Source organism: Reticulibacter mediterranei, assembly GCF_016587455.1.
The window spans coordinates 7,182,456-7,208,897 of the sequence record NZ_BNJK01000001.1; the positions used below are offsets into that span (position 1 = coordinate 7,182,456).

The 26,442-nt window shown below is 52.4% G+C and carries 20 protein-coding genes; 9 read left to right on the plus strand and 11 right to left on the minus strand.

Annotated elements, in window-relative coordinates; translation table 11 throughout:
• Positions 1 to 20: 20 nt before the first annotated feature.
• Entirely contained in the window at positions 21 to 782 is a 762-nt protein-coding gene (locus K3T83_RS31085; RefSeq protein WP_220206803.1) for an ABC transporter ATP-binding protein, read from the plus strand.
• A gap of 18 nt (positions 783 to 800) precedes the next feature.
• Here the strand turns inward: K3T83_RS31085 and K3T83_RS31090 are convergent, their stop codons facing one another.
• Positions 801 to 1,343 (minus strand): NUDIX domain-containing protein, encoded by a 543-nt coding sequence (locus K3T83_RS31090; protein ID WP_220206804.1) that lies wholly within the window; start codon positions 1,341 to 1,343, stop codon positions 801 to 803.
• Between the two features lie 100 nt (positions 1,344 to 1,443).
• On the opposite strand from K3T83_RS31090, the gene K3T83_RS31095 reads away from it, so the two are divergent.
• A complete protein-coding gene (locus K3T83_RS31095) occupies positions 1,444 to 2,361 on the plus strand; it encodes a heme-dependent oxidative N-demethylase family protein (RefSeq protein WP_220206805.1) in 918 nt (305 codons plus the stop codon).
• Between the two features lie 84 nt (positions 2,362 to 2,445).
• Here K3T83_RS31095 and K3T83_RS31100 read toward each other — a convergent pair whose 3' ends face one another.
• From K3T83_RS31100 to K3T83_RS31115, 4 genes are all read right to left on the minus strand, one after another.
• The gene (locus tag K3T83_RS31100; RefSeq protein ID WP_220206806.1) at positions 2,446 to 3,522 is read right to left on the minus strand and encodes a DUF4349 domain-containing protein; all 1,077 of its coding nucleotides are present in this window, start codon (positions 3,520 to 3,522) and stop codon (positions 2,446 to 2,448) included.
• Positions 3,523 to 3,726: 204 nt separating this feature from the next.
• On the minus strand, positions 3,727 to 4,920 hold the full coding sequence (locus K3T83_RS31105; RefSeq protein WP_220206807.1) for an LLM class flavin-dependent oxidoreductase: 1,194 nt from the start codon (positions 4,918 to 4,920) through the stop codon (positions 3,727 to 3,729).
• Entirely contained in the window at positions 4,913 to 5,737 is an 825-nt protein-coding gene (locus tag K3T83_RS31110; RefSeq protein WP_220206808.1) for an alpha/beta fold hydrolase, read from the minus strand. The genes K3T83_RS31105 and K3T83_RS31110 overlap by 8 nt, the downstream gene beginning before the upstream one ends.
• Before the next feature lie 305 nt (positions 5,738 to 6,042).
• A complete protein-coding gene (locus K3T83_RS31115) occupies positions 6,043 to 7,002 on the minus strand; it encodes an NADP-dependent oxidoreductase (RefSeq protein ID WP_220206809.1) in 960 nt (319 codons plus the stop codon).
• 167 nt (positions 7,003 to 7,169) lie between these two features.
• On the opposite strand from K3T83_RS31115, the gene K3T83_RS31120 reads away from it, so the two are divergent.
• The 5 genes from K3T83_RS31120 to K3T83_RS31140 all read left to right on the plus strand — a co-directional run bounded on the left by K3T83_RS31120 (position 7,170) and on the right by K3T83_RS31140 (position 14,772).
• Complete coding sequence (locus K3T83_RS31120; protein ID WP_220206810.1) at positions 7,170 to 8,084, plus strand: AraC family transcriptional regulator; 915 nt, start codon at positions 7,170 to 7,172, stop codon at positions 8,082 to 8,084.
• A 40-nt stretch (positions 8,085 to 8,124) separates the two neighbouring features.
• Complete coding sequence (locus K3T83_RS31125) at positions 8,125 to 11,286, plus strand: DEAD/DEAH box helicase (RefSeq protein ID WP_220206811.1); 3,162 nt, start codon at positions 8,125 to 8,127, stop codon at positions 11,284 to 11,286.
• Positions 11,287 to 11,291: 5 nt separating this feature from the next.
• Entirely contained in the window at positions 11,292 to 12,137 is an 846-nt protein-coding gene (locus K3T83_RS31130; protein ID WP_220206812.1) for an SWIM zinc finger family protein, read from the plus strand.
• A 196-nt stretch (positions 12,138 to 12,333) separates the two neighbouring features.
• On the plus strand, positions 12,334 to 13,050 hold the full coding sequence (locus K3T83_RS31135) for a hypothetical protein (protein WP_220206813.1): 717 nt from the start codon (positions 12,334 to 12,336) through the stop codon (positions 13,048 to 13,050).
• Positions 13,051 to 13,386: 336 nt separating this feature from the next.
• Positions 13,387 to 14,772, plus strand: a complete 1,386-nt coding sequence (locus K3T83_RS31140; protein ID WP_220206814.1) for a polyadenylate binding domain-containing protein — start codon at positions 13,387 to 13,389, stop codon at positions 14,770 to 14,772.
• A gap of 50 nt (positions 14,773 to 14,822) precedes the next feature.
• Here K3T83_RS31140 and K3T83_RS31145 read toward each other — a convergent pair whose 3' ends face one another.
• From K3T83_RS31145 to K3T83_RS31165, 5 genes are all read right to left on the minus strand, one after another.
• Complete coding sequence (locus K3T83_RS31145; protein WP_220206815.1) at positions 14,823 to 15,740, minus strand: PhzF family phenazine biosynthesis protein; 918 nt, start codon at positions 15,738 to 15,740, stop codon at positions 14,823 to 14,825.
• A 97-nt stretch (positions 15,741 to 15,837) separates the two neighbouring features.
• On the minus strand, positions 15,838 to 17,199 hold the full coding sequence (locus tag K3T83_RS31150) for a glutamine synthetase family protein (protein WP_220206816.1): 1,362 nt from the start codon (positions 17,197 to 17,199) through the stop codon (positions 15,838 to 15,840).
• 18 nt (positions 17,200 to 17,217) lie between these two features.
• Positions 17,218 to 18,939 (minus strand): M14 family metallopeptidase, encoded by a 1,722-nt coding sequence (locus tag K3T83_RS31155; RefSeq protein ID WP_220206817.1) that lies wholly within the window; start codon positions 18,937 to 18,939, stop codon positions 17,218 to 17,220.
• Between the two features lie 76 nt (positions 18,940 to 19,015).
• Entirely contained in the window at positions 19,016 to 19,831 is an 816-nt protein-coding gene (locus K3T83_RS31160) for a hypothetical protein (RefSeq protein WP_220206818.1), read from the minus strand.
• A 390-nt stretch (positions 19,832 to 20,221) separates the two neighbouring features.
• Positions 20,222 to 24,334 (minus strand): hypothetical protein, encoded by a 4,113-nt coding sequence (locus tag K3T83_RS31165; RefSeq protein ID WP_220206819.1) that lies wholly within the window; start codon positions 24,332 to 24,334, stop codon positions 20,222 to 20,224.
• A gap of 198 nt (positions 24,335 to 24,532) precedes the next feature.
• Here K3T83_RS31165 and K3T83_RS31170 point away from each other — a divergent pair, with 198 nt between their 5' ends.
• Positions 24,533 to 25,030, plus strand: coding sequence for an NUDIX hydrolase (locus tag K3T83_RS31170; RefSeq protein ID WP_268963487.1), 498 nt, complete (start codon positions 24,533 to 24,535; stop codon positions 25,028 to 25,030).
• A gap of 6 nt (positions 25,031 to 25,036) precedes the next feature.
• Here the strand turns inward: K3T83_RS31170 and K3T83_RS31175 are convergent, their stop codons facing one another.
• Positions 25,037 to 25,531, minus strand: coding sequence for a YbaK/EbsC family protein (locus K3T83_RS31175; protein WP_220206821.1), 495 nt, complete (start codon positions 25,529 to 25,531; stop codon positions 25,037 to 25,039).
• Positions 25,532 to 25,587: 56 nt separating this feature from the next.
• On the opposite strand from K3T83_RS31175, the gene K3T83_RS31180 reads away from it, so the two are divergent.
• The gene (locus tag K3T83_RS31180) at positions 25,588 to 26,235 is read left to right on the plus strand and encodes a DEAD/DEAH box helicase family protein (RefSeq protein WP_220206822.1); all 648 of its coding nucleotides are present in this window, start codon (positions 25,588 to 25,590) and stop codon (positions 26,233 to 26,235) included.
• The last annotated feature ends 207 nt before the right edge of the window (positions 26,236 to 26,442 follow it).

Here is a 26,442-nt window from a genome sequence, read left to right on the forward strand (position 1 = left end):
AAGAGGAAACAGACCGAATTATGGAAGATGAAGATGCACATTTACGGCAGGAACCCCTGCGCGTATCGAGCAAAGAGTTAGTGATGGAGGTGGTCAATGTTACAAAAAGCCTGCCATTGGGACGCGAAAAGATCGAGATTTTAAAGGGGATTAGCTTCCAGGTGTATCGCGGCGAGTTTGTCTCGATTGTCGGCCCGTCAGGATCAGGCAAGAGTACATTGTTGGGAATTGTCGCCGGGCTGGATACTCCCTCTGCTGGTCGCGTCCTTATTGACGGCATCGATATTACGCATATGAGCGAAAGCAAACTGGCGGCGGTACGCAATAGCAAAATAGGTGTCGTGTTTCAGGCATATAACCTCATTGCCACCTTGACGGCTCAGGAAAACGTCGAGGTTCCCCTCTATGTCGGCAAGCATGGCGGTTCACCTTCAGCGCGAGCGAAAGAACTGCTCGATCTGGTCGGACTCTCGCATCGTCTCTCCCATCGCCCGCATCAGTTGTCGGGCGGAGAGCAGCAGCGAGTGGCGATTGCGCGCGCCCTGGCAACCAATCCTGCATTTGTGATTGCAGATGAGCCGACCGGCAACCTGGATGCCGGAAATGGCGAACATATATTGCAACTTATCTCACAATTGCGCGATCAAACTGGAAAGACGTTTATTATCGCGACCCATGATCCCGTCATTGCGGCGCAAGCAGATCGAGCGATTCGGATTGTTGATGGACGTATCGCTGAAATGGTGGCGCGTAATGAAGCAGGCGTTGATCCGAGCGAGTAGCTGTGCTTTTGTGTCTGCTCAAGCAGAATAAATGGCCTGTGCTGCTGCGAGATAGGCAAGTTCTCCCGCTGTCAGGTGGAGTGCGGCGATATCTGCGATGGGATGGGGGAAGGCATCCAGTTCATAATCGTCGGTACGCCTTGCTCCTGTAATATATATATTTGCTCGTGCTGTATATACAAGCTGAAGAAAATCAGCATATGGATAGAGGTAGTTAGCTGGCTTAGGAGTGAGGTGATGAAAATGGAGGAAGCCCAGCAGGTAGGGAGGGTGAATCGTCCAGCCGGTTTCTTCCAGCAGTTCTCTCTCCAACGTTTGCAGGAGCGTTTCGCCTTTTTCACGCCGTCCACCGGGGAGAATATGGATGCTTTCAGGGTCGCGTACCGCAAGTACCTGATCTTCCCGTAAGATCACGCCGCGTACGGACGTAATGTAATCGAGAGGGGGAAGCTCGCGGCTCAGATAGCTGGTCACGTGAAATTGCATATGAATGCTCTGCCACGTGACGGTATCTTCGGTCAGCGGCAGTTGTTGAGCGAGAAAGCTTGCAAGATCTGTCATGGGGTTTCTCCGATAGTATGATAAAGTTCTGGCTAGACTGATTATAACCATTCTTCAGGGCAGGGTGCCAGCAATGAGGAGTGGAAAAAGGAGATGCAGCGTGCTTCCGTATTTTCCATTTGTCGATGACACATTTAAGATGCTGATGGGGGTGACGGCGCTTCACGATAGGGGGTTGATCGAGGTTGACAGTGAGCGGTATCAGGAAGAGATAGCGCTGAAGCAGGCGTTGTTAGCAGATGTGTATGATCAGTATTTTCAGGCTTCGTTGGAAACTGAGCCTGCGCAGTGGGATGTTGTGGAGTTGCTGCTGCAAGATATGGCTGCTCGCTATCCCCACTATTTCGAGCTTATCATCGATGGGAAGCAATGGACATGGCGGAATCGGTTGCTCAATGACGAGACACGTTTCATTCTGGGAGAGAGTGCGAGCTTACCTCTACCGCCGCTGGATTGGGTGGGAAGGCAGATGCAGGAGGACCTGCTGATTTTGAGCGGGAACGCGGCTGATGAGATGCCGCTGGTAGCGGGGCAGCTCTGTTTCCCAAATGGCTGGTGTCTGGACGACAAAATGGGGAAGTCATTTCTTGGCATCCATCATGAGGTGCCGCTCTTTGCTCATTATCTGGGCCGCTCGTCGAGCCTGTTGTTGGAGCGCTTGAAACCTGAGAGACCAGTATGGCGCGTGAACTGGTCGCTGAAAGCCACTCCTCGCTTGAACCTCACGCCTCACTTCTTCTCTGAAGAGCAAGAGGCGCATCTTATTCTAGAAAACATTGGTACGCGCTGTTTTCTGCGCCTGGAACGGCAGACGCTTTCACGATTGCCGCGAACAGGTTGTATCCTCTTTACTATCCACACTTATCAGGCTCCTCTGGATACGGTGATAGAGAGCGCTGATGTAGCACGTCGGATCGCTGGCGTGGTGCGTACGATGCCGGAAGAGATGCAGCGCTATAAAGGTATTGCGCTGTTCCTCGATCCTCTCCTGGCGTATCTGGCGGCAAAAGAGATATAGATTTCGTAGTGGAGCGATTTATCGCATAATCTCGCATTTACGCGATAAATCGCTCCACTACGAAGCCTATTTGGCTACTACTTCTCAGTGGTGAGCATTGCTGGCTGCCTCCGACTTTTCAGGATTTGCATCGGGAATAGTCGGAGAGTCTGCATCCTGTTGCCGGCTGACTGGTGGCGTGGTAGGAACAAAGCTGGCAAACGGCGGCATCTTGGGTCGGGCCGCGAAACGTGCTTGTAGACGGAAGCGACGCACCAGCCAGATGATAACGACAACGGGAATGATATAGACACTGAAAGCAAGCAACCAGATCAGGAAGCTTGCCAACCCCTGTCCAAAGGCCAGAGAAGCGGAGAGGGCATCCTTAAACACCTGACCGGCACTCCATCCAGGAGGAGGTGGTGGTGTTGGAGGAGTATAAACGGATTGCAGCGAGATGGTGATCGGGTAGAACATCACCTGATTGGTGAGAGTGTTGAGTTGGGCCTGGGTGCTTTCGATCTGCCCCTCGACATCGGAGAGCCGCTGTTCGACGGTGAGCAGATCGGTGAGATTTTTTGCCTGGCTCATCAATTCCTGAAGGCGAGCCTGTTCGACGCGCAAGTTCTTCAGTCTGGATTGTGTATCAACGTAGGTACTCGTGACATCCTGAACCGTTTCCGTCATGCCGAGAAGCTGACCACCGTGTTGAGCAGGATAGGTGCCCAGGTATTGTTGAATTTTGGGATAGATGCTGGCCTGAACGGAGAAGGTCATGGTGACGTTATAGAGATTGCTTCCAATCTGTTGGTAATCCATTCCAGCAGAAGTGGCGTGAGTGTCGGTAAGCGTGATCCAGTTTTGCAGGTCATCGGCGACCTTGCGCGTATCTGTCACCTGCATGCTGACTTTGAGGCTTTTGATCAGGTATTGTGGGCCTACGAGATTGGCCGACTTTTCCTGTTGGTTTGCTGCTTTGGCCTTTGTATAGGCAGAGTTGCTCGATGATTGCGGTGCACTCGCCATTTGTGCTGATCCGTTATCAGCTCTGCCTACTGCTGACGTGGCGCTACTGTTACCGCCTGCTGCACCAGCGCCACAGGCGGCTAATAGAACGAGTAATAAAATACTACTGACTAACCAGAACATGCGCCTTTTGAAGAGTTTTTGGATATGCTGCATTGATCTGCTCCTTCATAAACATTGTTTGTCTGGTTTTTATAGGTAAGTCCAACGGTAGAAGTTGTTGGGATGCTGGGTTGCATCCCTGGACTAATACAGAAATGACGGTAGAAGCAGAAGAATAGTTCCCATTATTGTACGTGGGGAGAGGCATTTTTTTCACGACATGAGGGATCTGCGAAAGATCCCTCACGGAGGTACAATTTAGTGTGTTGTATGCAGTTCTACAGGAGCAGATTCAGTTTTGGCGGGCTGTGGACGGAAATGGGGCATGACCTCTTTCGCCATCAGTTCCAGATGTTGAAGCACAAGATAGCTGGGCATTTCGCCGATCTGAGCCAGATCCACCAGGATGCCGGCATGTAGCTCTTCGGCATAATAGGCCAGTTTCTCGATTACCGTATTGACGCCACCAGCAATCACAATGCCCGCATTGACAAGATCTTTAAAGGTTGGTCGCGTTGGTAGCGCTTGCAGACCGGCCTGGATAGTACCCAGGTAGCTGGCCTCGCTCACATAACCTGGTGGAAAGTTGAACTCAGGACGTACTTTTAGCCCTCTGGCAAATAGCCACATCATGTAGCGTTCGCCAATCTTCATCGCCTCGTCGTCGGTTTCAGCCACCACACAGGGAGTGCTAAAGGCCAATTGTTCTGGGGAAGCCTCGTAGCCGTACTTCTCTTCGGCAAAGCGACGATAGAGACTATACGCTTTTTTGCGCTGCTCCATGCTCATAAAGACCGTCATGTAGGGATATTTATGCTGAGCGGCAAAATCGATGGTCTCGCGGCTTGCTGTTCCGGGCAACCAGATAGGAGGATGAGGCTGCTGAAAGGGGCGAGGCCAGGTGTTGACGTAGCGGTAGTTGTAGTGCTCGCCCTCAAAGGCAAAGGGACCAGGACGTGTCCAGGCCTGAATGATCAGATCGTGCGCTTCGTTCATACGTTCGCGGCTCAGGGCAGGGTTTATATTATAGGAGTAGTACTCCATGCCTGTACCGCGTACGAAGCCGGAGATGATACGTCCCCCAGTAATTACGTCGAGCATTGCGATCTCTTCGGCCACGCGTAGAGGATCGTCATGCAGCGGGAGGGCATTGCCAACAACGGCAATCTTTGCTCGCTTGATGCGCTGGCTCAGGACTGCCGCCATAATGTTAGGCGAGGGCATAGTACCGTAAGCGTTCTGGTGATGCTCGTTGACGACCACTCCATCCCAGCCCAGCCTATCGGCGTATTCTAACTGATCGAAATAGCGGTTGTAGAGTTCGTGGCCTTTGACCGGATCGTAGATGGTGTTGGGCAGCGTGACCCAGGTTGAGTCGTAAGCAGTGTCGAAATTGGCTGGCAGGTAGGGCCAGGGCATCAGGTGGATGAAATAGAAACTCATGCTATTCATGTGTTGCTCCTTCGTGTGCCTGCAAGAATGTCACAACGTGCTGCGTCCAGTCCTCCAATTGCTCAAACATGGGCATATGGCCTGTATCCGGGAGGGAGATCAGCGTAGAGCCTGAAATGAGCTTATGCCAGGTTTCTCCATAGACGGGAGGGAGCAAACGATCTTTCTCGCCCCAGATAATCAGTGTGGGACACGTGATTCTTGCCAGGCGACGCCCCAGTTTGGGGTCGTAGTTCGGATTCCACATCAGCAGAGCCAGCGATATATTCTCGCGATATTGCGTCATCAGAAAGTCAGTGGTGATCTCTGCGGGAATCAGTGGGGATGCTGCATCGAGATGTTCAAAGCAGAGTGCCAGAGCTTCCTGGGGATTGAGCGCGAAGAGGTCGCCCATTGGAGATCCCTTAACGCGCAGGCCAGCAGCATTGCACAGCACCAGTTTACCGATCATCTCAGGATACCAGACGGCCAGTTCCGCAGCCATCCAGCCGCCCAGCGAATGGCCGATAAGATGTGGTTGCTGCAAGTCGAGGATGCGGATCAGGTCTTGTTGGAAGAGGACATAGTCGCTGATATCGCGCATCCAATCGGGGCGTGGTGTGAGGCCGAAGCCGGGAAGATCGGGAGCAAATACGTGAAATTGTTGGGCAAGTGCTCGATGATAATCAAGCCAGAGATTGCCAGAATGCGCGCCATGCAGGAACAGAACGGGTTGCGCTGAGGTGGGTCCAGCCTCGAAGAGATGGGTCTCAATATCCTGTACAATGATGGTACGTTCGATGCGTTCTCCAGAGGTCACATTGGGATGTGTTGTCATGATGCGAATTCCCTTTCAGTACAATTAGTAGCGTTACAATGTGAGGAAGCTGCATATGTAGCGCCATCACTATAGCTCAATAGATCTTTACAGGGATGCAATGACGGTACTTTTTGTATCTGATGCTTGCGTAATTATAAACCATAGATGGCGTTTGATGTGGGGGGAGTCGCCTCATCTAGATTTTTAAGCGTGGGGCTTGTTGAGATGTTGGAAGTGTAGAGGGTAAAATGATTAGCGACAGAGGATGGAAGCTATAGAAGTTTCCATCCGAACGACTTTGTGCTTTTCTTGAGTATGAACAGCTATTCAACGGTCAGGACAAGTTTGCCGCGTACATGCCCGTTCTCGCTCAGTTTATGGGCCTGACCAGCATCTTGCAGTGGGAAGACGCCATCAAGATAAACCTTCAATTGGCCGGCATCGAACAATTGAGCCATCTCTGCCATCTGTTCACCTGAAGGATGGACCATAGCCAGGACAAACTGTATGCCGTAGCATGGGGCAAGTTCCGCACCAAGCTGGCCAACTCCTTTATGTCCAGGTAGAGAAACAATGATGTTGCCGTGCTTAACCACCTCAAAAGAATGTTTGAGAACATCTTCACCAATGGTATCCAGCACCATATCGACATCCTTCACCACATTTTGAAACGCTCGCTGCGTATAATCAATGACCACATCGGCACCCAGAGCACGTACAAACTCGACATTGCGAGTTGATGTCGTCGTGATAACCTTTGCACCTTTCCATTTGGCAAGCTGAATGGCGAAATGACCAACACCACCGGAGCCGCCAGAAATGAAAATGGTTTGTCCTGCTTGCAGATGGGCTATGTCGAAGATTGATTGCCAGGCCGTCAGCGCTGCCAGTGGGACGCCTGCCGCTTCTTGATACGTCAGTGTACGTGGCTTGAGTGCGATATCTGCCACTGGTGCGGTCGTATATTCGCTATATGCCTTTGCCTCATCGGGAAAGCGTGGCATGCCATATACCGCATCGCCAACCGCAAATTGTGTCACTTCAGGGCCGAGTGCCACCACATCGCCAGCAATGTCCCAGCCGAGGATGTAAGGCAGATCTTTCTTCGCTGTGGTGATCGGGAGCGGAAAGCGGCGCGATGCAGCATCCACTAGATTGACACCAGCCGCGCGTACTCTCACCAGAACTTCCCCTGCTTGTGGTTCAGGTCGCTCGACTTCCTTATATTGTAATACATCAATATCACCAAATGCATCTATCTGTACAGCCTTCATCGTAGCCATAATAGAATCTGTCTCCTTGAGTAGACTATATTGTTGAAAATCCCTCTGGTTGCCCACTTGAGTCAAGCACGCGTCTCGATGGCAATACTATAACACTTGAATGTCTGGATAGTCTATGGCATAATGTTCTGGTTCTATGTCTGATCGTCCAATATATGGAGCATAGTGTGGATGTATTGACGGATGTACTTAATTCGCTTGACCTCAAGGGGTGGCTTTCATCACGCACAGAGACAACTACTCCCTGGCGCTTTGACTTTGCGGCCAGTCAGGATAGTATCTTCCACATTCTCAAATTGAGCGGAGGGTATTTATGTGTCGAGGGGGAAACCTCGGCCCGGCGCATCGAGGATGGGGATGTGATTCTCTTGCCACATGGACACGCCCATGTCCTCTGCGATGAACTCGCTTCGCCATTGACTCAAGAGCTACACTTGAACTATGAGGCCTATCGTGAACATCGACTTTTTCCCTGTCAAAACGAGCAAGCGACGATGGTAATGCTCTGCGGAGCATTTCATTTTGAGCATTGGGGCAATTTCCCCTTGCTCCACTGCTTGCCAGATGTGATTCATATTCCGGGCGAGCAGGGATGCATGGGGGAGGACTTCGCGGAAATTGTGAACTGGATTGGGCGCGAATCGATCTCACTGCAATCTGGCAGCGAGGCGATGTTGAGGCGATTAACAGAAATGCTCTTTATACAGGTGATCCGTGTCTGGATCGATCAGCAGGCACAGGCGACGGGAGCATGGCTGGCTGCCCTGCGCGATCAGCCAATCAGTATGGCGCTTGGCCTCATCCATCAATCGCCCGAACGTGGCTGGAAGGTTGAGGAACTGGCAGATGCGGTTGCCCTCTCTCGCTCGGCGTTCTCCGCTCGCTTTACCCAGCTTGTCGGTGAGCCACCCGTGAAATATCTCACTCGCTGGCGTATGCATGTGGCAACCCGCCTGCTCAAAAACGAGGTCAGCATGGATAGAATTGCCCGGCAGCTCGGCTATGATTCGGAAGCTGCTTTTCGCAAAGCATTTAAACGCGAGGTGGGTATTCCTCCGGCCAGATATCGCCAGCAAGGATAATTGAGAACTACTCTATATATTGTGTGAAGAGGTTTGTAGCATGCATATTATTCACGGCACCTGGATTCCCAATGAGGGGGAACAGGAAGAGTTCATTCAGGCCGGAGCTTTCTATCTCTGGATTGAGACCGACGCACCTCCTGACAGCTCGTGGCGTTCCGCAGAAGGTGTGCATCCGCGCCATCTGAAGCAGACAGCCCTTGCCGCTTTCCTGATGAATAGGCTCAACTTGCAAAACTCAATTGGTGGCGATCCGATGCACGACATGTGCATGCAATACTTTTTGTTGCCGACCGTTGCGGGCAGACCAACTCCCTCCTTTGAACTGGTTCGCTATGTGGATGAAGAAGCTCCCACAACGTTTGAACTGATGCCCTGGCAGATCTGTTGCTATCGGGTGGTGGATATCGTTTCCGTATTGAATGACATTCACTTTGCCGCACTGCATACCGCCGAAGATTTTCAACTGGGGGCAGACCTGCTCTTCTGGTATCAATATACGCAAGTATTGAAAGGTGTTATCGCCAAAGATCAATATATCCCGTCTATGAAGTACCAGGTGATTCTGGCAGTCGTGACGAAGAAACAGCGTGTGAAGAAACATGAGAGCGTCGAGCTTCATTACGGCTGGGAACTGTTGTCGAAAAGCTATGAGGAGGCTATTCAGCGGTATGCAACTGCTATGCCGTTTGTCTGTACGGCGGGAATGAGCAGTGCAAACAATGTTGCTCTCTTCGCGAAAGAGAGCCTGTTGCGCCATTTCTCCGAGTGCTTGTTGGTTGATATTATTACTGGAACATCTTTTACTGGAAAATTTGACAGGATTATTGACGGAACGTTGCTCTACAAAAGCATCTATCCGTCTCGTATAGCCCTATTTGATGCTTCCGTCAATAAAATTGAGGATTACAAACACTGGTTGGCGTGGCGTGCCAAGCTGATCGGCGTGCATACGGAGGCCGGTTTCACCCTTTGCTTTCGTCTGGAAGAGGCACCCGCCAGCAATATTGATAACTGGTATCTGCACTTTTTTGTTGCGGCCAGACATGATCCTTCACTCAAGTTGAGCCTGAGCGAGTATTGGGATCTCACGCCTCATGAGCGCGTGGAAGTTGCCCGACCCTTTGGACAGGATTTTGAGAAAAATTTGCTGCTGGCGCTGGGATATGCAGCGCGCGTCTATCCTGAGATCTGGTCAGGTCTTGCCACAGCTCAGCCCGCCGGCTGTCAGCTGACGCTAGATGAAGCGTTCGCCTTTTTGAAGGAGAGTGCATGGGTACTTGGAGATGCAGGCTATACCGTCATCGTTCCGGCATGGTGGACGCCACAGGGCCGCAGACGCGCGAAGGTTCGTCTCAAAACGTCGGTGCATTCGCCCAAAGGGACGGCAGCAGCCATTCCAAGTCACCTCAACCTCAAGGCCATTGTCTCGTACGAATATCAACTTTCGATAGGCGGTCAGGTTGTCTCCTCCGAGGAATGGCAGCAGCTTGTGAATGCGAAGACGCCGCTGGTGCAGTTTCGCGGGCAATGGATGGAACTGGATCGCGAGAAGATGCAACAAATGCTGCAATTCTGGCAGACACACCGGAATGAAACGCCTGAAATTTCGCTGCTGGATCTGTTGAAGATCAGCAGTGAGGCAGAAGATGATCTGGAATGGGAACACGATCAAAGCTTGCATGAGATGCTCGCGCGACTTCAGGATAAAAATGCGTTTGCGCCTATTGAAGATCCGGTGGCTTTGCAGGGGAACTTGCGCGACTATCAGCGGCGCGGCGTGGCCTGGTTGCAATATCTGGAACAACTCGGTCTGAATCCCTGTCTGGCCGATGATATGGGGCTGGGCAAGACGCTGGAGGTTATCGCACATCTGCTCAAAGAGCGCGAGAAGCTACCAGAGGGCGAATGCGCGCTGCCAACGCTGGTGATTGCGCCAACATCTGTGCTAGGTAACTGGCGCAGAGAGATCGAGCGTTTTGCGCCACAACTGCGCGTGGTAGTGCATCAGGGAAGCAATCGCATGAAAGAGAAGCAGACTTTTATCGAGGCGTGCCAGGCGTATGATGTGGTGTTAACCTCCTTTGCGCTGGCACGGCTGGATGAAAAGCTCTTGCAGGGCGTGAGCTGGCGGCGCGTGGTGGTCGATGAGGCACAGAATATCAAGAATCCGCAGGCTGCTCAGACGCGGGCAATTCTCAAGCTTGCGGCACCGCATCGCCTCGCTTTGACCGGCACGCCTGTTGAGAACCGCTTGCGCGATCTCTGGTCCATCTTTAACTTTCTCAATCCCGGCTATCTGGGAAAAGAAGCACAGTTTCGCAAGAGCTTTGAGACACCCATCTATAAGAGCAACGACCTGAGCCGCTCGGAGACGCTGAAGAAGCTAGTCGAACCCTTCATCTTGCGGCGCGTCAAGACCGACAAGCGCATTATTAATGACCTGCCTGATAAGATCGAGCAAAAAATGTATTGTACGCTCTCGCCTGAACAGGCATCACTCTATGAGGCGGTGGTGAACGATGTTTCGCAACAGATAGAGCAGGCGGAGGGTATGCAACGGCGTGGGCTGATTCTGTCCACGTTGTTGAAGCTCAAACAGATCTGCAATCATCCGGCGCAGTTTTTGCAGGATGGCAGCGCCTTTACCACTGAGCGCTCTCACAAGCTTCAGCGGCTCGGAGAAATGATCGAAGAGGTGATTGAAAGCGGGGAGAGTGCGCTGGTCTTCACTCAGTTTACCGAGATCGGGAGTGCATTGGAGCGGTATCTTGAGCATAACAAACATTACAATACCTACTACTTGCATGGTGGAACAAGCGTCACGAGGCGTGATCAGATGGTGACTGAGTTTCAAGATCCTGAGACCGAGCCGTCGCTGTTCATCCTCTCGCTACGCGCAGGTGGCGTTGGCTTGAATTTGACGAAAGCCAACCATGTGTTTCACTTTGATCGCTGGTGGAACCCGGCAGTTGAAGATCAGGCAACCGACCGCGCGTTTCGTATCGGTCAGCGCAAGAACGTGTTTGTGCATAAATTTGTGGCGCTGGGAACGATGGAGGAGCGCATTGACGCGATGATTGAGGATAAAAAACGGCTCTCCTCGCTGGTGGTAGGAACCGATGAGTCATGGCTGACGGAACTGGATAACGACACCTTTAAAGATTTGATCGCATTGCGACGGAGCGCAGTTGTGGGGTAAATACTATGGCACAATTCAGTCGTACCTGGTGGGGCCAGCGTTTTATCGCGGCCCTGGAACAATTTACCGACCCTGGCCGTCTTGGACGTGGGCGCTCTTACGCCAGTGGAGGCCGGATTATTGAACACAAACTGGCGAATGGCACCGTCTCAGCCCGAGTGCGGGGTTCGATCAATCCGTACTTTGGCGTCTATAAAGAGCCAGTCTACAAGACTTCCATTACCATAAAGCCCATTAGCGCCGCCGATTGGAAAAAGGTGATTCGCCAGATTGCGGGACGGGCAGATCTGGTCACGAAGCTGTTGATGAGCGAGATGCCGGATACGATAGAGGAGGCGTTTTCTGAACTGGGGTTGCATCTGTTGCCGCATAGCCAGAATGATTTCGTGACCTCCTGTTCGTGCCCGGATTATGCAAATCCCTGCAAACATATCGCCGGAGTGTACTATCTGCTCGCCTCTGCGCTGGATAGAGATCCGTTTGTGATGTTTGAGTTGCGTGGATTATCCAGAGGAGATCTACAGGCCGAACTTGCCCAATCGCCGCTGGGACAGATTCTAGCATCAGCTCTGGCGGCCAATGATGAGCCAGTGGAGCCGGTTGAGTCCTCTTCCTACTATACTCGTCCGGTCAGAGAAGCGGCCTCTTCTACGGTTGGCTATAAAGAGTTCTGGACCGGTGCAAAGCGGCTTCCTGCCCAATCGCCACCAACTGGAGCACCAGGCGTTCCAGCGCTGCTGATTAAGAAAGAAGGCGATTATCCGGCCTTCTGGCATAAAGACGCCTCATTCATCAAAGTGATGGAGGAGATCTATGAGCGCGTACGTACAAAGAACAAGCAAATGAAGTAGTGTGCTTACAGACGATGTGAGCGTAGCGGCATGCTTTTTTCTCGGTAGAATGGTCTATGAGGTGCTGTCACGTTTTCTTCTGGTGGACGTGTACCTTTTGTGGTGGAATTACCCGCTGGCCTGGGACAATTCGTGGATGGGAGGCGGAGGAAGTGGGATGTCCCAGGCGCTATACACCGAGAGAAAAGAGAAAAAGATGCCAAAGAGACACCAACAAAGACCTGCTAAAATAGCGGCTGGTCATAATCATCCTCAGAAGAGTACTGTCATTACGACAGGCACTTATAAAAAGCATGAGACGTATCAGGCGCAGGCGGCCCGCCATGAGAACCCGAACGTGCAGCCCCAGGAGGCTAAAGTGCCGCCTTCCAGAGATATGAGTATGGGAAGAACTCATCGGGCCGAGTCACAGGAGCGCATCCAGGATAAAGAGTCGCGTAGTGGCACCGACTCGAATGCTCGCAATCCGCGTAAGAGTTCGGAAGTGCATAAGAGCGACAAAACGAAGCGAGAGCCACATCAGCATGGCATCAATCAAGCCGCTGTATATAATCACGATCTTGCCGTTGGCCATCGTTCCTCTGATGATGAAGGGTTGGGAGCACCAACGATCATAGGCGAAGGCTTCTCTGCCAATGATTTTAAAGATTTGCATACGATCCTGGCCGATCTGACCGACGATGAACTGAAGCGCATAGAGATCATGCCGACAGGCACGCGCTTGATCCAAGGCTCGAAGTATATTGATCTGAGCCATCTGGAAAACGGTGAGTTTGTGGCGTCAGGCGATATGGTGGCGGAACCCGGTCACTACTATGTCCTGAAGCAGGATTCCGACTATATCCTCTGGAATCGTCTCAATCAGGTAACAAATCCTGCTCGCCTGGATGAATCGGAGACGCAAACCGAATGATCTATAACGATTTTCACGCTTCGTAGGCTACACCATCGCTCAAAGAGCGGTGGTGTATAGTACCTTTTAGTAATATGCTTGACTAAAGATGAGCTAACCTCCTAGACTTACTATAATGAGAGCAAGATATATCTCCATTTATCGGGCACGGAATGTGTCTTGATCCCCGCAATCTGTAACATAATCTGGTCTTGAGCGATTTTAATATATGTATATATCTATTTCTGTGATCAGAAAAATAATCAATTGCGGCAGGGAGGCAAAAACGTGAGAAGGCTTCCACGTAGAATAGTACAACAGATAGGAAAAATATTCGTTATCTGGTTCCTCATAAGCATGTTTTCACTGGTAGGCCTGTTGTCATTACAAACAGAGGCTTATGCGTATACACGACAGCAAAGTATTGTTCTGGACGTAACCTCGACCAGCGAGACAGCTACGTCTGAAAAGACATCAGACAGCGAGACAACTACATCTGAGAATACTCCAACCAGCGAGACAACTGCGTCTGAAAAGACATCAGCAGCAGATGATCCCACACCAACACCAGACGATCCCACACCAACACCAGACGATCCCACACCAACACCAACAAAAGAGCCGACGCCAACGCCGACACCGAAGCCGACCGCGACGCCGACACCCAAACCAACGGCAACGCCAACACCGAAGCCGACCGCAACACCAACGCCGAAACCAGCGGCGACAGCGACGCCCAAACCTGTTGCTACTGCAACACGTCCTACTGTGCCTGTGACGCCTGTAACCAATGGTGGCGACGTGTTGCCAACACCTATAGCTCCAGACGCGACGCCAACTGAAGATCAGCCTACCCCTGAAGCTACTACTGCTCCACCACCGCAGACCACGCCTCCAGATAATCCTGTGCCTACTCCCACGCCAAAAGCGGCGACCACGCCCCACGATCAGGGAACGATGACTACATTGATTGTCACTGGTAGCCTTGGTATGACGACGCTTGTGTCTGCCGGGGTACTCATCGGAGTGCAGCAAAGGAAGAAGAAGAAATTGGCAGAGGCGATGGCGTACAGCCAGATGCAGCGCCCAAGCCAGACCGAGTTTGAGCTTGCTGTGCAGGTTTCTGCGCCCCAGCAGGCATATGCACCGCATTTGATGGACCCAAATGTGCTAAATTCGCCTGCCATGAACGATATCTTGCAGCAAGCGCCCGATATGTTCATGGCGAATGGAGCGGCACCCGCGAATATGCAGGGACAGTATGATCCGTTTGCAGCCGGGATGCCAGCGCAGTTTGACCCGTTCGCAGCCGGGATGCAGGGGCAGAATGCATTTCCTCCCCCACAAGAGGCCGTCTTTGAGCAGTCAACCGCGCTGATGCCGAACTATCCGCAAAACGGTCCGGGAGCTGCGAGCGCATTTTACACTCAGCCAATGATGACCAGCGCTCAGAATGTTGCAGGTGCGCCGGCCATGCCACAGAATGATCCAGCATCGGCGAGCATGTTCTATACTGAACCAATGATGACCAGTGCCCAGAATGGGATGGATGTGCCGGACAATTCACAAAACGGGCCGATGGGAGCCAATTCGTCGCCCGCAACGCCTGTGCCACCTCCATCAATTGAGCCAGGGATACGTACTGATCCGCGCGTGATTGCGATGCAGAAGCAGGCCCAGATGGGTATCTTCGTGTTGCCCGGCCAGGACAAACAGGAAGGGACAGAAAGCGAATCACTCTGATGTGGCACTTCAACATCAGAGTGATTCGCTTTCTGTCCCTCCGCAATGCTTTAGAGCAGGAGCGTGCCTTCAGCTGCCGTCACAGCCGCGCCAAAGATACGTACATCATCGCCGTGCAAACGTATCTCAATGTGGCTTGGTCGCTTCAGTGTATAGCCCTGCTCAATCATGATTGTTGTATCGGGGGCAATCCTGCCGTACTTTGCTAGATAGCAGGCCAGTGGTCCGGCGGCGGTTCCTGTAGCTGGATCTTCGACGATTCCCTCTGTAGGATTGAAGAAACGGGTATAAGCTATAGAAGTGGTATTAACTGGATCGAGACTAAATAGATAGCAACCCTGTCCATCGACTGAACGCAATTGTTGGAAGAGACGGGGCATATCTGGTTGGGCGCGGTTGATCGCTGCACGGTTGCGCACCGGCACAAGCAGATGCCCGGCACCAGTGGAAACAATCTGTGCGGGAAGTCCTTCTACAGCCAGATCATCTACCGACAGTGCGAGTGCCTCCGCGAGCTGTGTCGGATTGTTGTGGATGGTCCCAAATGATGGTGGACTTTGTCGCATCCCGATGGCAGTTGGTCTCCATTGCTTCCCCTCCTCTCCCTGTTCTGCCAGGATCTCCACCGATAAAATTTGCTGCACAATCTCTTGCTGAAAGACCGTTTGTGGTCCTGACAGTGCGATCCGACCTGATTCTGCCAGCCACCACCAGGCACCTAGCGCATTGTGACCAGCACCGGAGACCTCAACTCCAGTTGGGGTGAAAGAGCGCAGACGCCAATCGGCCTCAGCCCTGGTTGGTGGCAGCAAAAAGGTGGTTTCCGACTGGTTAAACTCACGGGCAATCTGTTGCATTGTCTCCTGGCTCAGATCTGTTGCATCGGGCACAAGCGCAAGCGGGTTGCCGTTTAGTGGCTCCTGTGCAAAGACATCAACCACGTAGAAGCGAACTTTCAGCCCTTTCATCGGGTTTCTCCTGACACTATCTTTCACAGTATGAAACCCAGGAGATTCTGGCAAGCAATTGCGCGAATTCATCCTGGGTTCTTAATTTGTAGCAATTTTAGTACTTATAAAAATGTTGGAGTGTTTCTTCTTCCGGCGTTTTGTCCTGGAAGAAGGCCACTTCAGCGCGTTTGACGGCGATATAGGATGTCGCCAGTAATGGTCCCAGCGCCTCGGTCAGCACGCTATCCTGTTCGAGTTCGTCAAGCGCCTCATTGAGGGTGGTCGGCAGGCGATAGATGCCGCGTTGCTCGCGCTCCTCATCGCTGTAGTTGCCTGGATCGATCTCTTGCGGCTCACCCGGATCGATCTGGTTTTTGATGCCATCCAGCCCGGCAGCAATCAATGCGCCAAGTGCCAGATAGGGATTGCCGCTATGATCGGAGCATTTCAACTCAATATTGGCCGAATCTGCCTCGCGCCCACTGAAAAGCGAAGGGATGCGAATGGCTCCCTCGCGATTGTCAAACCCGTAAGCTCCGTAGGCTGAACTCCAATAATGAGGGAGCAGGCGGCGATATGAATTGGGGCTGCCACAGGTCAGTGCGACCAGGGCGCGAATATGGCGTAACACACCACCGACAAAATATTTGCCGAGCTGACTGAAGCCGCCGCGCTGGTCAGGATCATAGAAGAGATTGGCCTGCGTCTGCCCGTTTTCGTTGGTTCTCCAAAGGCTAAAATGAATATGAGCGCCGCTACCAGCCTGATCAAGGAAGGGCTTTGGGGCGAAGGTGGCGTAGAGATCGAACTCACGCGCCACGCCGCGTACGGTTTCGCGCACCTGACAGACATGATCAGCAGCTTGCAAGATCGGCGCATGCTCGACCGATAGCTCCTGTTGGGCCGGACCAAGCTCTGTATGAAATAGCTCGACGGAGATGTTCTGCGCTTCTAAGGCGGCGAGGATCGCATCAACGACTTTGGCTTGCTCATCCAGTCCGATGCTGCTATAGCACAGACTACGATCCGCAGGCGCAAACTGCCCCAGCTCTTCTCGGGCCAGATAAAACTCATGCTCGACCGCCGCCTCCGCAGCCATGTTTGCTTCAGCTAGACGCGCGATCATGCGTTTGAGGAAGGTGCGCGGACATGCTTCCCACGCTTTGCCGTCGAGACCAATCATATCGCAGAGCATGCTACCAGTATTGGGCGCGTAGGGTAGGATCACGAAGGTTTCTGGATCTGGGATGAGACGAAACTCTCCGACTGGTCCCATACCCTCAACGGTTGCTAGCGACTCAACGCCAGTAAAGGCTTGCATCGCGAGCGTCTGGCCGATCCCCTCACGCATGCGGCTCGTCAGCTTTTTTGCCTGTGTCGCTTTGCCACGAATGATGCCGCCGTTATCACAATATAAAAAGCGTATCAGACGTAGATTTTCCTGTTGCGCGAGTTGAACTACATCTTGAGCATTCATACGCCTGGTTCTCCTCTCCTATTGTCTTGTATTGTTCTCCAATCCAAAGGTACGACGCACGAATCCAGCGCGCTGCGAACGAACGGTAAGCTCAAGGTTGGTTCCTTGCGGCCCTTGCAATACCCATTCGATCTTTGCACGATTATCTGTTGATGGGTGGCTGTTAAACCACGCCCAGAGCTTGTTTGAGCGTCCCTCAAGCTGGCCAATCTCTTGCGTGCGCTTTCCGTTGACGATACTGACCTCTTCTGGTAGGACCAGTTCAACCTCGATTGGCCGTACTGCTTTCCGTTCAAACGCCTTCTTACTGGTATAAGTCGGCAAGAAGCCATTGTTTTCTACAATAGCGGTGACGTGAAAGACATCGTCGCTCACCTGATCTATCTTGAGGTGGCGCAGGCTAAGATACGGGTTCAAGGAGGCATGCGACAGCGTGAAGCGGCTATGCTTTTCGCACATTTCGGGAAGATAGCGTAGCGGAGGGTTTTGATCGCTGAGTTTGTAGTCCCAGCCGCCAATCTCCACCGGCCCCAACTGCGGATGATCAAATGGTCGCCAGTTATGGAACGCCTCCCCTTCCATTACCTCGTCGTTCCACTTCATCAGTTTGAGGTCGTCTTCTTCAGGATGCCAGCGGAACCAGGCGATGAAGTTGCGCGGACCAATCCCGGCTGTTGTTGGCATATCCCATAATTCCGTTGTAAAGCCAAACCAACCGTAATGATCGTATACGTAATCATCCATCGCACCGTAGGTCACATCGTCAGGGCCATAGTGAAAGCCGTGAAACGTTGAAACGGAGGGATAGCCTGTAATCTCGGTGCCGCGTTCGCCAAGCAGCTTGAACACATCCAGATCGGCGGATGGCATCTGGTCGTCGGGTTTGGTGCTATAGGGTCGGAGCAGAACGCCGGAGATCGTATGATACGTCAGGAAGCCGGAAATATTGGGGTGCGTACGCCAGAACTCGGCCTCGGCGTGTGTTTCAGGCTCCGAGAGCGGATAAGCTCCCGCACCGCGTTGCGCCCCTTCAGGTTCCCACTGGAAAGGGTAGTTGCGGTTGATGTCCATTCCCTCGCGCGGTGGCGCGATAGGGATGAGGTAGCCATCGTAGTTGCGGATAAGCCCTTCAGTGAAGATGTGATAGTACTCTCCACCTTCTTCATCGATGGGGCGGCGGCGCATGATGCGAGGATCTTTCTCGGAGCATTTCCAGGCTCCGTTGGGATCTTGGACGCGCATATCAAGGATCAGTCCATCGCCATCGATATCTTCTGGATAGAGGCCGTCTTGCTCCTCTGGATATGGATAGAGGCGTGTGCTGCTGCGCAAAAAATAAGGGGTGGTGAGGTAACGCTCTGCTCCATCGACGCTCAGGCGTGGTAGGATGTAAAACGTGGAGCGATCCAGCAGACGCGTAACCGTCTCGTCCTTGCCATAGTTCGTCAGGTATGACCAGATCGTGTAGAGTGCGACCGTTGAACCGGTTACTTCACCGGCATGCGTATTTCCATCGATCCAGTACGCAGGCTTCTCCAGAGCTGGCCCTGTCTGCTTGTTGGTTAAGGTGACAAGCCAGAGTTCGCGCCCTTCCAGACTTTTGCCGATCGATTCAATCTCTGCCAGGTCAGGATGAGCGGCAACAATCTCATGCAGAAGTGCGGTCAATACATCGTAGGTGTAATAAGAGAGAACACCATGAGCAGGATCAAAGTTCTGATGCACAATAGCTTCGGGCATAAAAAAGTCTACCTCATAATACAGAAGAAATATGCCTGGAAGAGATATCACCAAGCACCAGGGTTACAGGCAAATGTTAGCGACGGCGACGGCTTCGTCTCTCCCGTTCCAGAGCGAAGTCCAGCGTCTCGTGGAGGCGCTCGAAATCATCGACATCGAGCTGTAGTTCAACGGCGGGAGGATCGTCGGGTCTGGCCCGTCCCTCTTCAAAGAGTTGTAAGACCATGACCAGCTCCACCTCGATATCGAGCACGCCGCCCTCTGTCACTGTATCCTCGTCGTCCTCATCGTCCTCGTCGTCCTCATCCTCGTCATCATCATGGGTTTGAGGGATGAATTCGATGTTTGTCCGAGCACACTTGAAGCGACCAGTGATTTTAAGGGCATCTGTGGACATCTCCTCGGCAAGTTCGCGCACGACCTCCATCATTTGTACGAAGGCGTCTTGCAATTGCTCCAGCGCGTCCTCTTCTTCGCCACTCCCCTCTAGTTCAGCTGGCACCTCGCTGCTAGACTGAGCGCTACCACCCAGGCGTTGTCGGGCCAGTTCATTGAGTTGTTTGAGCGTCTGAGCAAACGCGGGAGAAAACGCTGTACTGTCCGCTTCGGAGGGTTTTTCGCCAGTGTTGCCTTCGTTGCTCTCGCCTTCGTCGCCGATGGTCTCATCGTCCTCATCTTCTTCATCTTCCACATCTAAGCCAACTGCCGCTTCGACCATCAAGATTTGCTGATGCAACTGTTCGGCGACCTCGTGTGTGAAATAAGCCAGTACGCGCGCCTGCCTCGATGCTGCCAACAATTCAAACTGGGGCCACTCCCGGTAGCGTTCCCGACCGCGCAGGTAACGCACCTCCACCATGCCTAGCGTGTCCAACCGCAACGAAATTTCCATAGCTTCCTCCTCCTAATGAGCAGAACCAACGACTACCACATCTCTTTCTGCCGCTACTACCATCTCTGCTTTCTCCAGGATTCTTTTGTTTATTTTTTTATACACAGCAAAAGCGATTTGTTATCTTTTACTGTGGGGATACGCTGTGAAAGTGTATGGATAGAAATAACTCCTACTTACTTTGCTATTTCTGGTTTGCTTTTCGACACCGGAAAATCCAGAGAGAGCTACACAGTTATTGTGCGGCTCTACCTCTGGTAATCGAAGCATCTATGAACGCTGGGGTAGAAATGGATGAACATCCGGCTATAGATGACTTCGGGTGTACTCCCTCATCATACCACAACGTCCAGTCCTGGCACAGTACTATCTACGGGTTTTCTCTCCTGCCTATTGCAAGCGCGTCCAGACAGTGCGCAAACGACGACGCGCCAGACTGAGCGTCGTTGCGATAGCCAGCAGCGTGCCTCCTAAGATGGTCAGGGCCAGAGATGGTGGCAGCCCCAATGATGGGAGGAAGAGAGCATGCATTGCGGCCACAACCACTAGCGCGGCTCCGCTCAGCACGAAGAAGCGCACGCGCAGACCGACGCCAAGCAACAGCAGAACGAGCGCCTCACCTGCCAGAATCAGCGTCGGCGGCAAATTTGCAGCACTGAAACTGAGCCAGAGTGCGGGGGCTAAGAGCAGTATTGCGCCTAGTACAGAACAGCATTGCCCGATCCTGTGGTGATATGGCAACGTTTCGTCTCGGCTCAAAAACGGCGAGATGACGATCAGGTAACTTGCTGGTGCCAGAGTGAGGACATCGAGATGTGTCTGCCCTGAAGCTAATAGCTCCCACGGGACGACCAGTGCGAGAAGCAGCCCGGTCATGTATCCACACCAGCGGCGGGTCGTTCTTTGCACCTGTAGACGCCCAGCCCAGAAGAGCAGGGTCGCTAGTACCAGCAATGCACTAGCGCCCACGTGAGCAAGCAGGCCTGTGGAGGCAGACAGACCACCCTGTCCGATAATTGCCAGCACCACGCAGATCTGGCCGCCCAACCCTGACAATTGATGCAACATTGCGGGCGATACGATAAGAGAAGCTGGTGGTAACTTCTTCCACACGAATTGTGAACTGAAGATGAGGATGCAGAGGAGTGTATAACCGACCATCTGTTGCCAGAGATCCCAATGGACGAGAGAGATGGCCCAGGCTGCCAGCGCAACCGGCACAACAACGATCTCCGGGACGCGCTCAACCAGCATAATGAGCAGAGAGAGCAGAATAAACGCACATAAAATGACGAGGAAAGGAACGTGATCTTTCAATCCGTAACCCCAGCTTGCTGTCGTTACAATGGCGACCAGCGAGGACAGATACCACGACCAGTTCCAGGCAAATTTTGTCTGTATGCCACGATTGAAGAGGCGGGTCAGCAGGCCAAGCATACCTGTTACCAGTGCTATGCCTGTCAGGTAGTAGATGGCATTTTGTGCCTGCATATCGCATTGCACCGATGCGCAGATTCCATTCAGCAGGTACTCGGGCGCCGTGATCAGTTGCGTTGCCGAGAGGATACCCCAGATGGCAAATCCTGCGACGACCCATTGATAGAGCGGTTTGCGCTCAAAAGAGGTGATGATGTAGGCGACCAGCGCGTAGATCAGCAGCGCATCGGGGATCGCCGTATAAAAGGGATTATTGACGCCGGCTAGCAGCCCGTAGATGCCGGTGAAAACCGCTGCTACAAAGGCGATGGCATAGAGTGGCAAAGAGTACCCCAGGAGGCTGTGAGATGGAGCGGGGGAGGATCTTGTGGGAGCCAGCCATTTCAGGCAACCGATACCTATGCCGAGAGTAGCGCAGGAGAGAGCCATGATGGGAGGGAAGAAACGGTAGAAACCGCCGATCATTCCCGAGCAATAGATCGATGAGGACGCAAACACAACTGCAATCCAAAAGAGGAGCGGTTCATGTTCTGCGTAGCCGATCAGGTAGAGATCTACAGCGAAGACGAGCAAGGCCCAGGTGGTGGCAAGGTAGAGGCCGTGAGTATAGCCAGTGATGCCCATGATGATAGCTGCAATCACCGCCGTTGCATAAAAGGGCAAGGCCCAATCGCGCCCGGCCAGACGGTTCACGCCAAAGGCCAGCAGTGCCAGGATAGGGGCTAACCAGGTCAGGAACCAGAAAGAATTGTTCGGCACGAGCAGAGCCAGCACTGCAAAACCAGCAGCAATGAGCAGTAGCCCTTTGAGCCGTGTCAGAGCGGCGGCGGCATACCAGACAATAGCGATCAGCGCTACCTCCATCCCGGTGGGGAAGCCAACTCGTAACCAGCTTTGTACTGTACTGACAGGTGCAAAAGCATCGTACAGCGCAAAAGTACATCCGTAGAGTATACCCGCGACCAGGAGCGGCCACTCCCACTTGATCCGGCTGATTTTGCTCGTCTTCATTGGAGCATCAGCGTACAGGTGATGAGTAATGAAGCTATATTGCAGTGCAGCGAGGAGAGGAAGCACAAGCGCAACTATGTATAGCGCTGGAAGATGTTGTAGGAGCGGTGATAGCGCCAGAAGTGCCAGGAGCATCGGCAAGGCGAGCAGGATCGCTCGACGCTGGTAGAGTGCTATGCCATAGACAAGTGCAGCGAAAAAGAACAGGAGGAAAATGATAACTTCCGTACTCTGACCCAGCCCCAACACGAGCGTTTCCCCTATGATACAGAGCGCCACCACATCGAGCGGTGCAGCCCAACGAGCACTCATTTTCTGGCGTACCAGGACGGCGAGGGCAATCAATACGAGGGCCAGACCGAAAAAGCTCCATACAGGCGTACTACGAAAGCTCCACATAACCGTATTGTGAAGCCACAGATGCAGCCACAAAACGGCCACGCTAAAAGCAGCGTTGAGCAGGAAACCACTGAGCAAGAGCAGCCAGGGCCATCCTGTCTGATTCGTTGCAAGCGTGTTCTGCCACTTTGTATGATGCTGGATGACGCTTAGCGTGAGAACGCAGCCAGCGCCGATTGCCAGGAAACCGAAAGTGGTTTTGCCCGTCATCGACAGGAAGGTTTGCTGTATATTCATGCTGTCCAGGAAGATCTGCCAGAACAGATCAGGGAAAGCGATCAGGGGTAGCAGGGCCACGAGAAGCAAGGCGATTGCCTCCAACCATGAGGTCATATCTTTGAAATGTTGTAGCTGTCGTTCGGCAAAACGTACCAGTCCATGATAGAGCAGAGCAATGCATATCAATACAAACACATATCCTGTCTCGTTTGCATTGAAGGTATAGGCGACAGAGAGCGCGCATGCAAGAAACTGGAGCGTAGTGCTTTGAGCAACGCCAGCTTTCCGGGTGCGCCAGACGAACAGACAGGACCAGCAGAGTAAAAGCAGCAGCATCGTCATCAGTGCAACGCGATCCTCTGTTATGTGCTCAGTGACACCCGACGAGAGAGAAAAAAGAGAAGTTGCCATGATGCCGAAGAGACAGACCGCTATACAGCTATACATGAGCATGCGCACGGGTTCACGCAACACGGACCAGGAACCGGCAAAGAAGCGCGTACGTGACTGATGGGAGACGCTGAGCAGGGCAGGGAAGGCCAGCCCCATCAACGTGCAAGGCCACCACCACAACGTCAGGTGAAAATTGATGGCAAGGGCGAGATCGGCGATCGCCAGCGCCACAACAGCGAGGTATGCGAAAGGGGTGAAGCGCTGATAGACGGCCAGCGCTCCATAGATGAGAGCTGCGTAGATGGACGCAATGGAGATCAGCAGCGGCGTTTCGATATGCACGAGATTGCCTGTGACCAGACGATACCCGGAGAAACCCACCAGCGGTATCAGTAGGGCAAAGATCGCGGTGTAGATGACAGCCACAATACGAAAACTCTGGAAGCGATAAGAAATGATTCCAACGGCACCGAAGACCGCATGAACAATAAACATCAGCAAGAAAGCCAGTACGAGATCACTGGTCGTGGCAACAAAGCTCAACGAGCCAACGAGAATGAGAAAGGCTCCTAGAGAGGCAACAATATTGATCGTCTGATCTTCTAGAAACGATTTCAGAGAAAACATTTTGCCCGCTTGCTCGGGGCCGCTTTGTGCTGGCAAGACAGGCACAACAGGCGCAGTGACCGGAACAGCAGGAGGAGTTTGAATGGCCGCTGTTTGTGAATGGAGAGGCCGTGATTGGGATGGTGTTTCGCTCTGATTATTGACAGCGACCAGTTCTTTATTATTTTGCTGAGCCAGTGCCTTTTGTCGCTCTAAATCGCTCAGGCGAGCCTGATAGCGTTGGATAAGCTGTGTGATGGTCAGGTTTGCGCCGCCGTATGTGACGATCCTCTGAAGGTCGCTGATCGCATGGTGTAGAAAACGCTCTTCTTTGAGAGCATCGACCGGATAGCCGCAGCGTGGACAATCAGCTCCAATTTGTATTGTAGAGTTCGGCAAGCCGCAACAATTACAGTATGAGAGAGATGGTGTCAACATCTCAAGCTCCTTCTCTTCTATAGAAGATATTTTTATCAAAAATTGCTGGATGATTTTAAAATGCGTATAAGTTGAGATTGATTGCAATGTTATAGGGAGTGTACGCTAGAGTAGCTCAACAGAGAAGTGTCAAATGACCTATCACAAAAAGCCGTGCTGGTTGTCTATGGGTCGCAGAGGGCTGTTATAATATCTGCTATGAAAGCGTCAAAAATACTACAAACAGTCTATTTCTCGATCCTGGCAATCATTCGGCACTACTTCAAAATAGGAGCGTTCGCTATTATTTTTGATGAGGAGCAACGGATAATGCTCTGTCATAGAAGTGATGTAGATCTGTGGAACTTGCCGGGCGGCAAAGTAGAGAAAGGCGAGGAGCCGCGTCGCGCCGTTGTGCGTGAGGTGAAAGAGGAGGCACGGGTCAAGGTGCAGGTCAAAAGATTGGCGGGCGTCTATATCAATTTTGCCAGGGCTGTGCTCAGGTTTGTGTATCTCTGTGAGATCGTTAAAGGGAAGCCTGGGGCAAGCGATGAGACGGATCAAATTGCCTATTTTACCTTGAAGAAGTTTCCTCGCTACACGTACCCGGATCATCAGCAATGGGTTGGAGATGTACTGGAGAACCCGACCAGATTTCATTTCAAGATCCAGTCAGGTCCATCAGCCAAGAAATTGCTGAAACAAGGCAAACTGTGAGCATCACTACTCCTTTGATCGCGTGGCCACGATGGTTTGTGCACCCGTAACGGCAAGCAGGTCGCTCACGCGCAATTCCAGATCTACGCCGCGCTGTCCACCGCTCACAAGGATCTGTTCGTACTGCAAGGCGGCATCGTCGAGATAGACATCGAAGGGGCGATTGAGCAGGGCCAGGGCAGAGATGCCGCCAACTTTCAGTCCTGTGAGCTTCTCCGCCTGATCGTGACCAGCCATGCGTACGCTTTTCACCCCTAGCTCGCGCGCTAAGAGTCGCACATCGATCTCGCGATTTGCGGGAACCATCACCAGCAGAGGACGAGCGTTGATCACATCCTCGCGTAACAGGACAAGCGTCTTGAAAACCTGATCGACAGGTTTGCCAATGGCGGCGGCGACCTGCACGGCGTCGTGGATAGTATCGGGAAAGATATCGATCTGATAAGGGATTTTACGGGCATCCAGTGCCCTCATAGCCTGTGTTCGTGGTGTTTTTGCCATAGAGACCTCTTAGACTAGATTCTAGAAAATGAGTATACCATACTGGGGAGAAGCATATGTCCATACACGATACTGCAACTGCTAACAATTTTGCCAATGTCTACTGGCTAGGAGGCTCGCCCTGTTCTGGCAAGAGCACAATTGCCGATGTGCTCGTGAAAAAGTATGGGTTTGCTCTCTATCGCTGTGATGAGGCGTTTTACGAGCATAGCAAGATCGTCACTGCCGAGCAGCAACCGATATTTCATCGCCTGGTCCATCTGTCGAGCGAGGATCTCTGGATGCGCCTGGTGGCGCAGCAGGTTGCTGAAGAAATAGCCTTCTATCATGAGGAGTTCCCCTTGATTCTGGAAGATCTGCTTGCCTATCCCCGCACACAGCCCGTTCTCGTTGAAGGGGCCGCGCTTCTGCCAGAGTGTGTATATCCTCTCCTCTCTCATCCTCGTCGGGCAATCTGGATCGTGCCTACTGGCGAATTTCAGATGCATCACTATCGGCAGCGCACGTGGGCAAAAGACGTGGTGAAAGCATGTAGCGATCCCGAACAGGCATTTCTCAACTGGATGCAGCGCGATATTGCATTTGCCCATCATGTGGCGCATGAAGCTACCCAACGAGCTTTACCCCTTCTGGTTGTTGATGGGCAGCGTTCGCTGGTGGAGAATATTACGTGGTCAGAGCAACACCTGGGCCTCTCTTTGTGAGGAAACATTCTCTTTTTTCAATCTTCGGGTTTTCCCTTGACGATGCATGTTAGCCTATGCTAATATCTGAGTGGAGGAGTCAGATATTAGCATATCCTTACCAGGAAGAGATAGGTGATATAGCTATTTCGTCCCGGCTCTGACAATGTTCTGCACATCTGGCGTGTTATGCATAGGCCAGCACTGAGCAGGCTGTAGAAACGCGGA

What these genes read in the sequence shown, in the direction of transcription:
- K3T83_RS31085 (WP_220206803.1), top strand. Translation starts at nt 21, where the DNA reads ATGGAAGATGAAGATGCACATTTACGGCAGGAACCCCTGCGCGTATCG.
- K3T83_RS31090 (WP_220206804.1), bottom strand. Translation starts at nt 1,343, where the DNA reads ATGACAGATCTTGCAAGCTTTCTCGCTCAACAACTGCCGCTGACCGAA.
- K3T83_RS31100 (WP_220206806.1), bottom strand. Translation starts at nt 3,522, where the DNA reads ATGCAGCATATCCAAAAACTCTTCAAAAGGCGCATGTTCTGGTTAGTC.
- K3T83_RS31105 (WP_220206807.1), bottom strand. Translation starts at nt 4,920, where the DNA reads ATGAATAGCATGAGTTTCTATTTCATCCACCTGATGCCCTGGCCCTAC.
- K3T83_RS31110 (WP_220206808.1), bottom strand. Translation starts at nt 5,737, where the DNA reads ATGACAACACATCCCAATGTGACCTCTGGAGAACGCATCGAACGTACC.
- K3T83_RS31115 (WP_220206809.1), bottom strand. Translation starts at nt 7,002, where the DNA reads ATGGCTACGATGAAGGCTGTACAGATAGATGCATTTGGTGATATTGAT.
- K3T83_RS31125 (WP_220206811.1), top strand. Translation starts at nt 8,125, where the DNA reads ATGCATATTATTCACGGCACCTGGATTCCCAATGAGGGGGAACAGGAA.
- K3T83_RS31130 (WP_220206812.1), top strand. Translation starts at nt 11,292, where the DNA reads ATGGCACAATTCAGTCGTACCTGGTGGGGCCAGCGTTTTATCGCGGCC.
- K3T83_RS31135 (WP_220206813.1), top strand. Translation starts at nt 12,334, where the DNA reads ATGCCAAAGAGACACCAACAAAGACCTGCTAAAATAGCGGCTGGTCAT.
- K3T83_RS31140 (WP_220206814.1), top strand. Translation starts at nt 13,387, where the DNA reads ATGTTTTCACTGGTAGGCCTGTTGTCATTACAAACAGAGGCTTATGCG.
- K3T83_RS31145 (WP_220206815.1), bottom strand. Translation starts at nt 15,740, where the DNA reads ATGAAAGGGCTGAAAGTTCGCTTCTACGTGGTTGATGTCTTTGCACAG.
- K3T83_RS31150 (WP_220206816.1), bottom strand. Translation starts at nt 17,199, where the DNA reads ATGAATGCTCAAGATGTAGTTCAACTCGCGCAACAGGAAAATCTACGT.
- K3T83_RS31155 (WP_220206817.1), bottom strand. Translation starts at nt 18,939, where the DNA reads ATGCCCGAAGCTATTGTGCATCAGAACTTTGATCCTGCTCATGGTGTT.
- K3T83_RS31160 (WP_220206818.1), bottom strand. Translation starts at nt 19,831, where the DNA reads ATGGAAATTTCGTTGCGGTTGGACACGCTAGGCATGGTGGAGGTGCGT.
- K3T83_RS31165 (WP_220206819.1), bottom strand. Translation starts at nt 24,334, where the DNA reads ATGTTGACACCATCTCTCTCATACTGTAATTGTTGCGGCTTGCCGAAC.
- K3T83_RS31170 (WP_268963487.1), top strand. Translation starts at nt 24,533, where the DNA reads ATGAAAGCGTCAAAAATACTACAAACAGTCTATTTCTCGATCCTGGCA.
- K3T83_RS31175 (WP_220206821.1), bottom strand. Translation starts at nt 25,531, where the DNA reads ATGGCAAAAACACCACGAACACAGGCTATGAGGGCACTGGATGCCCGT.
- K3T83_RS31180 (WP_220206822.1), top strand. Translation starts at nt 25,588, where the DNA reads ATGTCCATACACGATACTGCAACTGCTAACAATTTTGCCAATGTCTAC.